Origin of the sequence: Lentzea aerocolonigenes, assembly GCF_000974445.1 — a bacterium.
Lineage (GTDB): Bacteria > Actinomycetota > Actinomycetes > Mycobacteriales > Pseudonocardiaceae > Lentzea > Lentzea aerocolonigenes.
On record NZ_BBOJ01000013.1, the window covers coordinates 80,990 to 94,782 of the forward strand.

The 13,793-nt window shown below is 67.6% G+C and carries 14 protein-coding genes; 8 read left to right on the forward strand and 6 right to left on the reverse strand.

The features are described from left to right. Positions 1-29 precede the first annotated feature (29 nt). Positions 30-551, forward strand: coding sequence for a 2-oxo-4-hydroxy-4-carboxy-5-ureidoimidazoline decarboxylase (gene uraD / locus AOM45_RS24555; RefSeq protein WP_269083662.1), 522 nt, complete (start codon positions 30-32; stop codon positions 549-551). Between the two features lie 5 nt (positions 552-556). Next, a complete protein-coding gene (gene pucL / locus AOM45_RS24560) occupies positions 557-1,435 on the forward strand; it encodes a factor-independent urate hydroxylase (protein ID WP_030467993.1) in 879 nt (292 codons plus the stop codon). Here the strand turns inward: pucL and AOM45_RS24565 are convergent. From AOM45_RS24565 to aceB, 4 genes are all read right to left on the reverse strand, one after another. Next, the gene (locus AOM45_RS24565; RefSeq protein WP_051783479.1) at positions 1,362-2,645 is read right to left on the reverse strand and encodes an NAD(P)/FAD-dependent oxidoreductase; all 1,284 of its coding nucleotides are present in this window, start codon (positions 2,643-2,645) and stop codon (positions 1,362-1,364) included. The two genes, pucL and AOM45_RS24565, sit on opposite strands and share 74 nt — an antisense overlap. A gap of 30 nt (positions 2,646-2,675) precedes the next feature. Next, positions 2,676-3,143, reverse strand: a complete 468-nt coding sequence (locus AOM45_RS24570) for an Imm1 family immunity protein (protein WP_030467991.1) — start codon at positions 3,141-3,143, stop codon at positions 2,676-2,678. Between the two features lie 75 nt (positions 3,144-3,218). Further along, positions 3,219-4,388, reverse strand: a complete 1,170-nt coding sequence (locus AOM45_RS24575; protein ID WP_030467990.1) for a DUF6986 family protein — start codon at positions 4,386-4,388, stop codon at positions 3,219-3,221. Further along, positions 4,388-5,872 carry a malate synthase A gene (gene aceB, locus AOM45_RS24580; protein WP_236703819.1) on the reverse strand — a complete coding sequence of 495 codons (1,485 nt, stop codon included), beginning with the start codon at positions 5,870-5,872 and terminating at the stop codon, positions 4,388-4,390. The genes AOM45_RS24575 and aceB overlap by 1 nt, the downstream gene beginning before the upstream one ends. 77 nt (positions 5,873-5,949) lie before the next feature. On the opposite strand from aceB, the gene AOM45_RS24585 reads away from it, so the two are divergent. Beyond that, positions 5,950-6,690, forward strand: a complete 741-nt coding sequence (locus AOM45_RS24585) for an IclR family transcriptional regulator (protein ID WP_059362678.1) — start codon at positions 5,950-5,952, stop codon at positions 6,688-6,690. Between the two features lie 412 nt (positions 6,691-7,102). Here the strand turns inward: AOM45_RS24585 and ftsY are convergent, their stop codons facing one another. Then, positions 7,103-8,401, reverse strand: coding sequence for a signal recognition particle-docking protein FtsY (gene ftsY / locus AOM45_RS24590; RefSeq protein WP_030467987.1), 1,299 nt, complete (start codon positions 8,399-8,401; stop codon positions 7,103-7,105). 120 nt (positions 8,402-8,521) lie between these two features. Between ftsY and AOM45_RS24595 the strand changes: the two genes are divergently transcribed. Further along, entirely contained in the window at positions 8,522-9,643 is a 1,122-nt protein-coding gene (locus tag AOM45_RS24595) for an anhydro-N-acetylmuramic acid kinase (protein WP_030467986.1), read from the forward strand. Beyond that, positions 9,631-11,190 carry a sodium:solute symporter gene (locus tag AOM45_RS24600; RefSeq protein ID WP_030467985.1) on the forward strand — a complete coding sequence of 520 codons (1,560 nt, stop codon included), beginning with the start codon at positions 9,631-9,633 and terminating at the stop codon, positions 11,188-11,190. Before AOM45_RS24595 ends, AOM45_RS24600 begins: the two co-directional genes overlap by 13 nt. Here AOM45_RS24600 and AOM45_RS24605 read toward each other — a convergent pair. Next, positions 11,140-12,063, reverse strand: a complete 924-nt coding sequence (locus AOM45_RS24605; RefSeq protein ID WP_030467984.1) for a GNAT family N-acetyltransferase — start codon at positions 12,061-12,063, stop codon at positions 11,140-11,142. The genes AOM45_RS24600 and AOM45_RS24605 overlap by 51 nt on opposite strands. Before the next feature lie 98 nt (positions 12,064-12,161). Here AOM45_RS24605 and AOM45_RS24610 point away from each other — a divergent pair, with 98 nt between their 5' ends. The 3 genes from AOM45_RS24610 to AOM45_RS24620 all read left to right on the forward strand — a co-directional run bounded on the left by AOM45_RS24610 (position 12,162) and on the right by AOM45_RS24620 (position 13,755). Further along, positions 12,162-12,587, forward strand: a complete 426-nt coding sequence (locus tag AOM45_RS24610) for a tetratricopeptide repeat protein (RefSeq protein WP_030467983.1) — start codon at positions 12,162-12,164, stop codon at positions 12,585-12,587. Positions 12,588-12,678: 91 nt separating this feature from the next. Continuing rightward, the gene (locus AOM45_RS24615) at positions 12,679-13,017 is read left to right on the forward strand and encodes a hypothetical protein (protein WP_030467982.1); all 339 of its coding nucleotides are present in this window, start codon (positions 12,679-12,681) and stop codon (positions 13,015-13,017) included. A 24-nt stretch (positions 13,018-13,041) separates the two neighbouring features. Next, a complete protein-coding gene (locus AOM45_RS24620) occupies positions 13,042-13,755 on the forward strand; it encodes a lysophospholipid acyltransferase family protein (RefSeq protein WP_030467981.1) in 714 nt (237 codons plus the stop codon). Positions 13,756-13,793: the final 38 nt, after the last annotated feature.

Genomic DNA, 13,793 nt, shown 5'->3' on the forward strand with positions numbered 1-13,793 from the left:
AGACATCTCACTTGACCCGGGTCAAGAATGTGGAAGTTAGATTCCGCGATACAGAAACTTGGAGAGCCGTGGACAGCTTCAACAGCGCCCCGGAGGCCGAACTGCGACCTCTGCTCGCCGAGTGCCTCGCGGTACCCCGCTGGGTCGACGCGGTGGTGGCCGGCAGGCCGTACGCGTCGATGGATGCACTCCTCGCGGCTTCTCACGTTGCCGCACAAGGACTTTCCGACGAGGAGGTGCTCGGCGCGATCGCCGGGCACCCGCGCATCGGCGAACGACAGTCCACAGGTGGGGTGTCGGCGAAGTGGTCGCGGTCCGAACAGTCCGGTGTGGACAGCTCCCAGGCTGATCGCCTGGCGGCTGCGAACGCCGCGTACGAGGATCGGTTCGGGCACATCTACCTGGTGTGCGCGACCGGCCTGAGCGGTGCGGAGATGCTCGGCAACCTGTCCAGTCGCATGGACAACCCGCCGGAAGTCGAGCTCCGCGTCGTCAACGACGAACTCGCGAAGATCGCCGCCTTGCGGCTGCAGAAGCTGATCGGGAGCTGAACAACATGGCCATCGTCTTGGGCCCCAACCAGTACGGCAAGGCGGAGAACCGCCTCGTCACGGTGTCGCGCAACGGTTCCGTGCACACGATCAAGGACCTGACGGTCAGCACCTCGCTGCGCGGCGACCTCGCCGACACGCACCTGACCGGCGACAACGCCAAGGTGCTCGCGACCGACACGCAGAAGAACACCGTCTACGCGTTCGCCAAGGAGGCGCCGGTCGGGGAGATCGAGGACTTCGCGCTGCGCCTGGGCCACCACTTCGTCTCTTCACAGGAGGCGATTTCCGGTGCGCGGATTCTGATCGACGAGCACTCGTGGGACCGCATCGACGGGCACGACCACGCGTTCGTGCAGGGGTCTAACGAGAAGCGCACCACGGCCGTGACGATCGAGGGGTCGCAGGCGTGGGTCGTGTCGGGCGTGCGCGACCTGGTGGTGCTGAAGTCGACGGGGTCGGAGTTCCACGGCTACCCGAAGGACCCGTACACGACGCTGAAGGAGACGAACGACCGCATCCTGGCCACGTCGGTCACGGCCCGCTGGCGTTACGCCGGTACGGACGTCGACTGGGCGAAGTCGTTCGCGGAGATCCGTTCGATCATGCTGAAGACGTTCGCGGACAAGCACTCCCTGTCGTTGCAGCAGACGTTGTACGCGATGGGCGAGGCCGTGCTGAACGCGCGCTCGGAGGTCGCCGAGGTGCGGCTCTCCATGCCGAACAAGCACCACTTCCTGGTGGACCTCAGCGCGTTCGGACTGGAGAACGACAACGAGGTCTTCTACGCCGCGGACCGCCCGTACGGCCTCATCGAGGGCTCGATCCTGCGGGACGACGCCCCCGAGGCAGGTCTTGCCTGGAGTACTTTGCCAGCCTTCTGAACACCACCGGGTTGAGCAGGGTCGCCGGCGAGGCGACCATGTGCACGACCCGGACGAAGCGGCGGAACAGGTCGGGGTCGCGCACGATCCCGGCCTGCCACTTCTTGAGGTACCAGCCGAGCAGCCCACCGCGCCGCGCCTCCACCCAGGTGCGGTCGGCGTTGCTGGACATCGCCCACGACGCCTTCGCGGTCCGCGCGACCTTCCGCTGGAACGCGCGGCAACCCCGGGCGCTGAAGTCGTTGTGCCGCCGGAACAACAGCGCCTCCATCGCCGCCACGGTGATCCCCTGGCCGTAGACGGGGTTGAACGCGCACACCGCGTCTCCCAGCGCCACCAGCCCGCTCGGCCAGTTCGCCACGTCCTCGAAAGCGTTGCGGCGACTGGCCGTGCGAGCGAACAGGTAGACAGGCGTGAGCGGCTCGGCGTCCGCGAGCATCGTCGAGATCGGCACCCGCAGCGAGTCCAGGAACTCCTGGTAGCCGTCGAGGTCACGCGGCGGGTGGTCACCACCGGCTCCCTGCGCGGTGACCATGATCCGGTCGCCCTCGACGCGCATCGCCGCGACACCGCGCGGCAGGTCCGGCGCGGACGGACTTTCCGCGTACACCACGGGAAAGCCCGCCGGCGCGGTGTAGATCCGGGTCGCGTACCCGGTACCGGAGTCGACCACCTCGGGTTCCGCCGAGGTGATCCCGGCCTCGGCGAGCCAGGCACGCAGCTTCGACGACCGGCCGGACGCGTCCACGACCAGGTCCGCACCGACGTGGCCGTCCCGCGTCCGCACGCCGTTCACGACGCCGTTGTGGAACGAGAGCCCGGTGACGTGCACGCCGTCCACGATCTCGGCGGTGACCCGCCGCCTGATGCAGGTCTCGAGCAGCGGCCGGCTCAGCGACAGCAACGGCATGCCCAGGTGCGTCTTCGCGAGCCAGCCGAGCGGGTTGAGGATCTGCATGTCCCCCGCGTCCGCGAGCACCGCGCCCTCGCGCACGAGCTCCTCGCGCAGGCCGGGGAACAGCTCCTCCAGCAGTTCACCACCGCGCACCAGCAGTCCGTGCGTGTGCCTCCCCTGCGGCACGCCCGCGCGGTAGTCGGGCTCGTCGGACAGCTCGTCACGTTCCAGGACCACCACTTCGTCGCACGACTCGGTCAGCACCCGAGCGGCGAGCAAGCCGGCGATTCCCCCACCTATCACCAGGGCCTTCATGAGCCCATTCAACCAGTGCCCGGCTGAGAGTCAGCGGTTCTCCGTGCCGCGCAACGACATCTGCTGGTCGCGCCACGAGTGGAACAGGTCCGCCTCGCAGTACCAGTCCACGCCCGTCGGACGTTCGCCGGTCGTCATGAACTCGATCAGCAGCTGCTTGTACAGGTCGAGTGGAACGCCGACACCGGGCGGGAAGTCCGTGTACTTCTCGTTGACGTACGGCGCCTCGACCGACCCTTTCGGCCAGCCCATGAAGGTGTTGTCGACGTAGTACATGTAGCCCCATGCGCCCCGCACGGCGAGCACGACGTTGTGGTCGGGATCGCCCTCGGCGGTGAGCGGCCTGCCGAAGTGGTCGAGCGATCCGTCGTTGCACTCCGGGCGCCCCAGCAGCCCGATCAACGTGTCCACATCCGCTGCGCACGCGACGACCTGGTACTTGTGCTCCGCCGCGTCGAGGTCGGGTAGACCGGTCCAAAGACCAGCACGCATGCTCATGCGAGCCACCCTGCACCCATTGCCGGGAACATTCGACACGCATTGACAGAACCACACGAACGGGTGATGACCCGTTCAGCTCGAACGGGTGGCGAGCCCCCTCAGCGCTGACTCGTCGAGACCTGTCGCGACCTGCACTTCCACCGGATCGAGCGCACCGCAGTCCACCGCTCGGAGGAAGAAGGACGACAACGCCTGGGCGGTCGCCGGCTCGTCCAGAACACCACCTGAGACGCGCTGCACATAGGACTTCAACCGTGCGGCGTCCGCGTCCAAACCTTCGCGGTAGAAGGCGTAAACGGCCGCATAACGTGTCACCAGTTGTACCGGGTGCAGATCCCAGCCCTGATAGAAACCGTGCTCCAATGAGCGCCGCACGAGCCGATAGTGCGTGTCCCAGCCGTGTTGCTTCTGATCGCCGACGGGCAGCACGTTGGTCGAACCGTCCGACAGCCGGACACCCGTTCCAGCAGCAGACACCTGCATCACGTGCCGTGCGAAGTCACACGCACCGTGCGCCAAGTGTTGCTGCGCTGCGGACAGTCCACATCCCGCCGTGTAGTCGTATGTGCCGAAGTGCAGCCCTGTCACCCGGCCGCGCCCCGCCTCGATGAACTGGGGGATCGCCAACCGGCCGTCACCGTCCACAACGGACTGCGTGGTCTCGACCTGGATCTCGAACTTCAGCGGCTTGCCGAAGAGGTCGAGGACGTCCCCGAACACCTCGACCTGGTCCACCGACGTCACCTTCGGGAAGGTGATCACGAAACCCGGCGGCACCTCTCCCAGCGCGGTCAGGAAGATGTCCAGCGTGCGCAACCCGCGTTCGCGCAACGCCTTGGTGTCGAACGACTTGATCCTCAGCCCGAACGACGGCGGCGCCGTGCCCGCCTCCAGCCAGCGCGACACGATGTGCGCCGTGCTCTCGGCGTCCATGTCCTCGACGTCGTCCTCGGGCGCGCCGTAGCCGTCCTCGAAGTCGATCCGCAGGTCCTCGACCGGCTCCCGGCGCAGCTTCGCCTCGACCCGGTCGAGCACGCCGTCGGGCAGGTCCGGCAACAGGTCCGGCTCGATCGACTCGAGCGCTTCCCGGCCCCAGTCGGAGATCGTGGACCCGATGATGCGACCGGCGGGCACGTAGCACGTGTGCACGGGCTGACGGCCCACCGGCCAGGTGCGCTCCACAGTGGACAGCCGCGCGGTCACCCGCGCGACGTCCTCGGGTGACAGCGACGTCTGGTACATCAGATGCGCTCGTACGCCGGCAGCGTCAGGAAGTCGACGAAGTCCTCGGACAACGCCACCTGCTCGAACAGCTCGACGGCCGCCGCGACGTGCGGCCCCTCCAGCTCGCCGCCCACACGCGCCAGGACCTCCCGCACGGCGTCGGCGGTGACCTGCGTGCCGTCGTCGAGCACGACCTTGTTGTTGATCCACTGCCAGATCTGCGACCTGCTGATCTCCGCGGTGGCCGCGTCCTCCATCAGGTTGTGGATGGCCGCCGCACCGTTGCCGCCCAGCCAGGACGCGATGTACCGCACGCCGACGTCGACAGCGCTCTCCAGCCCCGCCCGCGTGGCCGCACCACCGGCGGACTTGAAGTCCAGCACCTGCTCGGCCGTCACCTCGACCTCGGGCCGCTGCTTGTCGAGCTGGTTCGGCCTGTCCCCGAGCACCCCGTCGAAGATCTCGCGGCAGATCGGCACCAGGTCCGGGTGCGCCACCCACGACCCGTCGAACCCGTCGTTCGCCTCACGGGTCTTGTCCTCGCGAACCTTCCGCAGCGCGTTCTCGGTGACCTCAGGATCACGCCGGTTCGGGATGAACGCCGCCATACCGCCCATGGCGAACGCCCCGCGCTTGTGACACGTCTTCACCAGAAGCTCGGTGTACGCGCGCATGAACGGCGCCGTCATCGTCACGCTGTTGCGGTCCGGCAGCACGTAGTCCGCACCCGCGTCCCGGAAGTACTTGATGACACTGAACAGGTAGTCCCACCGTCCGGCGTTGAGCCCCGACGCGTGATCCCGCAGTTCGTAGAGGATCTCCTCCATCTGGAACGCGGCAGGGATCGTCTCGATGAGCACCGTCGCGCGAATCGTGCCGTGCGGAACAACCAGCAGCTTCTGCGCCGTGGTGAAGACGTCGTTCCACAGCCGTGCTTCGAGGTGGGACTCCATCTTCGGCAAGTAGTAGTAGGGCTTGCCCAACGACGCGTTGTGGAAGAAGTGCAGCCCGAAGTCCACGAGCGCGCCAACGGCGTTCTTGCCGCCGAACTGGAGGTTGCGCTCGTCCAGGTGCCACCCGCGCGGCCGCACGACGATCGTCGGGTACGGCCCGCCCTTGAGCTTGTACTCCTTGCCCTCGGGCGAGGTGTACTCGATCGTCTCGCGCGCCGCCTCGTAGAGGTTGACCTGCCCCTGCACGACGTTGTCCCAGTGCGGCGTGTTCGCGTCCTCAAGATCCGCGAGCCACACCTTCGCCCCGGAGTTGAGCGCGTTGATCGTCATCTTCCGCTCGGTGGGCCCGGTGATCTCGACCCGACGGTCCTTGAGCGCGTCCGGCGCTTCGGCAACCCGCCACTCACCGTCCCGCACGTGCTGAGTCTCCGGCAGAAACCCGAGAGGCCGCCGCTCCTTGCGCAGAGCGAGCAGCTCGTCCCGGCGCCCGGCGTGCGCCTCGTGCAGCTTCGCGACGAACTCAAGCGCCTCTTCGGTGAGCACCTGCACCTGGATCCACCTCTCTCAGGTTTTGCTGTGTGGACTATAGTTTTTGCATTGCGGAACTGCAATGAGAGGAGCCGCACGTGTCCACAGGTGGCGTGCAGTCCCTGCAAAGAGCCTTCGACCTGCTCGAACGCCTGGCAGACGCAGGCGGCGAAGCCTCCCTGTCCGAGCTGGCGGCCAGCTCAGGCCTACCCCTCCCCACGATCCACCGCCTGATCCGCACCCTTGTCACGCTGGGCTATGTGCGCCAGAACAGCAACCGGCGCTACACCCTCGGCTCCCGCCTGATCCGGCTGGGCGAGACCGCCTCACGCCAGTACGGCACGTGGGCCAGGCCTTTCCTCTCCCAACTAGTTGACTCGGTGGAGGAAACCGCAAACCTCGCGGTACTGGACGGCGACGAGGTCGTCTACGTGGCGCAGGTGCCCTCAAAACACTCGATGCGCATGTTCACCGAGGTGGGCCGCCGCCTGCTCCCCCACGGCACAGGCGTGGGCAAGGCGATGCTCTCGCAGTTGCCTCGGGACGAGGTCCGGTCGCTGCTGGAGCGCACCGGGTTGCCCGCGTACACGCCGAACACGATCACGGACACGTCCGAGCTCCTGGACGAGCTGGACGAGATCGCGGAACGTGGCTACGCCCTCGACGAATCCGAGCAGGAACTGGGCGTGCGGTGCATCGCGGTGCCGGTGATCGGCGGCCCGGCGCTGGCCGCGGTGTCGGTGTCGGGTCCGGAGGGCAGGCTCACGAAGGAGGCCGTGTCACGGATCCTGCCGGAGGTCCTGGCCGTGGCGAAGCGCCTGGCGGACCGAGCAAGCTGACGCGAAGGCGATGGCGCAGCCGAGCCGTCCTTGCTTGAAACGAAGGTTCCGGCGGTGTGGTCCCGTCACGAGTCGTGACACAGCTCTTGTCGCGCCCGAGGGGAGAGGTCAAGTCGCACGCTTTTCGCGACTTGACCTCTCCCCTCGGGTGTGACTCGCTCCTGGCACGGCTCGTGACGGGACCACACCGCCCGAACCGCACCACCTACGCAACGCGCAGCCGCCGAAAGCAACAGGCGTGCCATCAACCCGCAGACGGCGCTGGACTGGTCCTTGATCAGATTGGCGGGGTCTGGGGCGGCGCCCCAGAAATCTTGAAACAGGCACGGCACCCGCCCAAACGCAACGAACCTACGGACACGGAACCGGAAGCCGCCCAACCCAACAAGACCACCTACGAAACCCGCGCCGATCACCCCAACAGCGCATCCACAAACGCCCCAGGCTCAAACGGAGCCAAGTGATCGGCCCCTTCCCCAAGCCCAACCAGCTTCACCGGCACCCCCAACTCCCGCTGAACCTGGAACACGATCCCACCCTTGGCGGTCCCGTCCAGCTTGGTGAGCACGATCCCGGTGATGTCGACCTGCTCAGCGAACACCCGAGCCTGAGTGAGCCCGTTCTGCCCAGTGGTCGCATCCAGCACCAGCAGAACCTCGTCGACCACGGCCTGCTTCTCGACCACGCGCTTCACCTTGCCGAGCTCATCCATGAGCCCCTTCTTGGTGTGCAACCGCCCAGCCGTGTCGATCAGCACCGTGGACACCCCGGTGTCCATGCCCCGCTTGACCGCCTCGAACGCCACCGAAGCCGGGTCCCCACCCTCAGGCCCGCGCACGGTCTCGGCCCCGACCCGCTTCCCCCAGGTCTCCAGCTGATCCGCAGCAGCAGCCCGGAACGTGTCCGCAGCCCCCAGCAACACCGTGCGCCCGTCAGCCACCAGAACACGCGCCAACTTGCCGGTGGTGGTCGTCTTACCGACTCCGTTGACCCCGACAACCAGCAAAACAGCGGGCTTACCAGCGTGCGGCAGCGCCTTCAACGACCGGTCCATCTTCGGGTGCAACGCATCCACCAGCACGGACCGCAGCAAAGCCTGAGCCTCGGCCTCGGTCCGCACCCCGGCTCCAGCGATCTTCGACCGCAGTGTGGAGACGATCTCGGTCGTGGTTGCCGCACCCAGGTCCGCGATCAGCAGCGTGTCCTCGACGTCCTGCCACGAGTCCTCGTCCAGGTCGCCGGCGCCCAGCAGGCCGAGCAACGACGAGCCGAACGCGTTGCGCGACTTCGACAGCTTCCCGCGCAGCCGTTCGAGCCGCCCGGCCGTGGGCTCGATCTCCTCGACCTCGGACGCCTCTTCCGGCAGGTCGACCTCGACGAAGCCGCGCTTCACCGAGTCGCGCGGCACGGAGGCGTCGTCGCCCACACCCGGCTGGCCGTCCACCTCGGTCCGCTCGGCCACCGGGTGCTCGACCGGAGCGGTGTCCGGGGCGGCCTCGGCCACGCCCACCGCCTCAGCGGAAGATGCCTCGGGTGCGGCCGGGGCCAGCGAGATCCCGGACGCGGCCTGGTATCCGCCGGACTTCGGGCCCTCCTCCTTCTGGGTCAGGCTGATGCGACGGCGACGCGTCAGCACCACACCGGTCACCAGCGCGGCGATCAGCACGACCGCCACGACGACGAGGATCAGGACAAGGGAAGACGTCGACACGGGACCATGGTTTCACAGGCCCGCATGTGACCTGTCAACCAGATATTGCTCAATTAGGCGAAGATTTCACGGAAGCTCTTGCGCCCGTACGCGGTGTGGAATAGACCACACGTCGTGAGGGTGATCGGACTGATTTCCGGCACGTCGATGGACGGCATCGACGTGGCCGTCGCCGACCTGTCGATCAACGGCGACGTCGTCGAGCTCGTGCCGGTGCAGTGCGCCGAGCACCCCTTCCCCAAGGACCTGCTGGAGAAACCGCGGGACCTCGCTGAAGTGTGCGCCTTCGACACCTCCCTCGGGCAGGCTTTCGGAGAAGTCGCCGCCGGTTACCTGCCCGCGGACCTGATCTCCTCGCTCGGCCAGACCGTCCACCACGAGGTGCAGGACGGCGACTGCCTCGGCACGCTGCAGCTCGGCCAGCCCGCGTGGATCGCCGAACGGACCGGGCTGCCCGTCGTCGCCGACCTGCGCGTGCGCGACGTCGCCGCGGGCGGTCAGGGCGCGCCGCTCGCGAGCACCCTCGACGCGCTGTGGCTGGCCGGCGACACGCCCGCGGTCGCGTTGAACATCGGTGGCATCGCGAACATCACCGTCGTGCGGCCCGACAGCCCGCCGATCGCCTACGACACCGGGCCCGGCAACGCGCTGATGGACGCCGTCATGGAGGTCATCTCCCGCGGTCAGCGCCGCCAGGACACCAACGGCGAGTTCGCGCGAAGAGGCGTCGTCCGCGAGGACGTCCTCAAGAAGCTCCTCTCCGACCCGTACTACTCGAAGCCCTGGCCCAAGTCGACGGGCAAGGAGCTCTTCAACGCGGACTACCTCCAGGGGTTCCCGACCGTCCCCGCCGAGGACATGCTGCGCACGCTCGCCGAGCTGACCGCCCGCACCATCGCGGACGCGTGCCGTGCGCACGACGCGAGTGTCGTCGTCGCGTCCGGAGGGGGCATGCGCAACCCGGTGCTGGTGGAGGCGGTGGAAAAGGCCCTCGACCCGATCCCGCTGCGGATCAGCGACTCCCTGGGCCTGCCCAGAGACGGCAAGGAGGCCTATCTCGCCGCGCTGCTCGGATTCCTGACGTGGCACGGGATTGCGGGCAACACTCCGTCCGCGACCGGTGCGTCCGGCCCGCGGCTGCTCGGCAGCATCACTCCCGGCAACGGGCCGCTCCGGCTGCCCGAACCCGTGACGACCGCAGTGACCAAGCTGAAAGTGGGGGAACCGAAGTGCGCGGACTAGACCTCGCGATCATCGCCCTGTTCCTCGTCGGCATGCCGTTGCTCGGCACCTGGATCGGCGGCAGGCAGAAGTCGTCCACCGACTACTTCGTCAGCGAGAAGAGCATCTCGTGGTGGGTCGTCTGCCTGTCGGTCGTGTCCGCGGAGACGTCGACGCTCACCGTGCTGAGCGTGCCGGTGATCGCCTACATGGCGACGCCCGCGCAGGGCGGCATGACCTACCTGACGCTCGCGCTCGGCTACATCGTCGGACGCGTCGTCGTGAGCTTCGTGCTGCTGCCGCGCTACATCGCCGGTGACCTCGTCACGGCGTATGCGTTCCTGGGCAAGCGTTACGGCGACGGCATGCGCGCCACGGCGTCCGTGACGTTCCTCTTCACGCGCCTGCTCGCGGACGGCATCCGGCTCTTCGCGACCGCGATCCCGATCAAGGTCGTGCTGGCCGAGTACGGGATCACCGCGTCGTACTGGGCGATCGTCGTGGCGCTGGGCATCGCGATGGTCTTCTACAGCTTCTTCGGCGGCGCCCGCGCGGTCGTGTGGGTCGACGCCATCCAGATGCTCTGGTACGTCCTCGGCGGCGTCGCGATCATCTGGGTGCTGGCGGGGAAGCTGCCGGACGGCTGGCTCGGCAGGGCCGCCGACGGCAACAAGTTCCAGCTCTTCGACTTCACCTCGTCGCCGTTGACGGGCGCCTACCCGTTCGTCGCCGCCTTCTTCGGTGGCGCGTTGCTGTCGATGGCCTCGCACGGCGCGGATCAGCTGATCGTGCAACGGCTCATGGCCACGCGGGACGTGAAGTCCGCGCAGAAGGCGTTGATCGCCTCCGGTTTCGTGGTGTTCCTGCAGTTCGCGTTCTTCCTGTTCATCGGCGTGATGATGTGGGCGTTCTACAACGGCGTCGACCCGGTGAAGGGCCTGGGGCTCAACAACAAGGACGAGCTCTTCGCCCACTTCATCGTCAACGACCTGCCTTCAGGACTCTCCGGCTTCGTGATCGCCGGCATCCTCGCGGCCGCGCTGTCGTCGTCGTTGGGCGCTTTGGCGTCCAGCACCGTCACGGACGTGTACGAACGCGTCCGCAAGACCCCGATGACCGACGACGAACGCCTGCGCCACGGGCGGATCTGGACCCTGGTCTGGGCCGGACTGCTCATCGTCTGCGCGGGTCTGTTCGCCTCCTCGAACAAGACCACGGCTGACCCGATCGTGGTGCAGGCGCTCGGCATCGCCGGCTACACCTACGGCGCGCTGCTCGGGGCCTTCCTCCTCGGCCTGATCTTCAAGCGCGTCACGCAGGTGGACGCGATCATCGCGTTCGTGACGACGGTGCTGGTCGTCGGTTTCGTGATTCTCGGGGTCAAGTTCGTCGGCAGCACGCCGACGATCGACTTCGCGAAGGCCGACGCGACCCGGAAGTCCCTGACCGGCTGGTGGAACACGCCCCTGGGGGTGGCGGTCACCTTGGTGGTGGGTGGCTTGTTGTCACTGCGACACTCACGCGGTGTGGCGGTACGCGACGAGCTCGATGTGAAGGCGAAAGCCTAGGCGGGCGAACATGTTCTGCGACGACGAGTTGCCTGAGTAGATGGAAGCGGCGGCCTGCGGTCGTGCACCGTGGTCCGCCGCGAGTTTCCAGAGCAGTTCGGTGACGAGCGCCGCGCCCACACCCTGACCGCGGACGTCGGGCTCCACGGCCACGAAGTCGATGTAGTACTCCTCGGGCTGGGCCTTGCCCGCGGCGTAGCCCAGCACGCGTTGGCCGTCCATGGCGACTACGACCGTGCGGTTCTCCGGCTTGGACTCGACGAGTTGCTTGCCGGACAGGTACGTGCGGGGAAAACATCGTTCGTGCAGGACCGCGACGGCCTCGTGCACGAACGGATCGGTCGGGAGGACGCGCATCTCGCGTTCGCTGGGGCACTTCGCGTCCCTCAGCAACAACGTGCGCAGGTCCCCGTTGTCGAGGACGTGGATGGCACTCGCCTTGCCGGCGGCGAAACCGTGGCGTTCGGCGAACGCCGCCAGCCGCCGGTGGGCGGTGTGCCCGTAGAGCTCGAGGTCGGTGGTGCCGGCGAGGAGCTCGGCGGCGCGCCGGAACATCGCGTCGGCGGTCTGGTCCCAGATGCGGCTGCCCGCCGGGTGGTTGACCGGTACGTCGACGAACGGTCCGTGCAGCCACGCGCGGCCCAGTTCGGCGTCGATCTCCACGCTGAGCATGCCGGTGATGTTGTCGTCGGCGTCGACGGCCACCACCGTGCAGTCGGCCCAGCTGGGCTCGAACTCGCCGAGCTCCGCGCGGAGCTCTTCGACTGTCTCACCGAGGTACCCGATGTGGTGCGCGTTGTCGGCCTGGAGCCGGACCAGCAGCGCCATCGTGGCGCCGAGGTCGCCAGGTTCGGCGAAACGGATGTCGTACATAGGAGGAATGGTTGCTCGCACGGCCGTTCGAAGCGAGGGAGTTTTCCACAGGCCGAAGTCACGGGCGTGCGGGTGCGCGAATCGGTAAAATCGCGCGGATGTCCTCCGTCCGAGACCTGGAAGAGCTCGTGGCCGCCCACTCGGGTGACTTCGGACGAGCGGCGCGCGAGCTCAGGGAACGGGTCAGGCGCCACACCGAGCTCAACGGCGCGGATCACCCCGAGACCCTCGGTCTCCGCCTCGACCTGGCCAGGGTGCTCGGCACGGCGTCGCAGTTCACCAAGGCCGTCCACGTGTGCGAGCCCCTGCTGCGCGACCAGCTGCGCGTGCTCGGCCCCGAGCACGACGAGACGCTGGAGACCAGGCAGCTGCTCGCCAACCTGCGCTACCGGGCCGGTGACGCCGACGGGGCCAGGGCCGAGCTGGAGCAGTTGCTGGCGGCTCTGTCGCACGTGCTCATGCCCACGCACGACCGGATCACCAAGCTGAAGCGCGAGATCGCGTTCCTCGAGCGTTCGAGCTGACCAGCGGCCGGGAGACAACACTCACACCGGTCCCGGCACGACACCCAGATTCGGGCTTGCAGGGCTGGTGAGGGTGGGGGACTCTTCTACGGTGAGTGAGGAAACGATCCAACTCGATCTCAACGAAACCGGGGTGGCCGTCGACCTGCCCTTGCCGGCGAACAACCGGGACGGCGTCCAGGGTGTTCCGTACCGGCCGGTCGAATTCCGAGACGATGACCTGCCCACCGCTCTGGAACGTGCCGCCGCGTGGCTGCGGCAGACCCAGGAGTGGCTGGGCGAGCCCGTGGACGTCATCGCAGTCCATCTTGACTACGACGACACACACGGCAACCCGTACTACGACCTCAAGCTGCTGTGCAACGACGAGGACCTCGCGGGCGTGCCGAAGGTCATGCGAGAACACGAAGGGGCCGCTACCGGTCAGTAGCTTTTCCGGCTACCGTTCGGAAGCATGTCGGATCGCGTTTATCCCCCGGTGATCGCCGCAGCGAAGCTCATGTTCAAGGTGCTCGACCTGCAGATCACCATCGAGGGGGCGCACCACGTCCCGCGCACGGGTGGAGCCGTGCTGGCGTCCAACCACGTCAGCTACCTCGACTTCATCTTCGCGGGCTACGGCGCGCGCCCGTCGGGGCGCCTCACGCGGTTCATGGCGAAGCACGAGATCTTCGCCAACAAGATCGCAGGCCCGCTCATGCGCGGCATGCACCACATCCCCGTCGACCGGAGCGCGGGCCAGGCCTCCTACCAGCAGGCCCTGTCCGCGCTCCGCACCGGCGAGGTCGTCGGGATCTTCCCCGAGGCGACCATCAGCCGTTCGTTCACGGTCAAGGACATCAAGTCCGGCGCGAACCGCCTGGCGCACGAGGCCGGCGTTCCGCTCGTTCCCATGGCCCTGTGGGGCACGCAGCGCCTGTGGACCAAGGGCCGCCCCAAGAACCTGACGCAGCGGCACGTGCCGATCACGATCCTCATCGGCGAGCCGTTCGAGCCCTCCCCCGGCGACTCCGGCGACGGACTGCTGCGCAAGCGCCTGCAGGACCTGCTGGACACCGCGCAGGCCGGTTACCCGAACGAGCCGGGTGCCTGGTGGGCTCCGGCGCACCTGGGTGGCACCGCGCCCACACCGGAAGAGGCGGCACGGCTGGACGCCATCCGCGACTGACCTGCGGATACAAGATTCTCACAAGGTCGGGCGCGCAC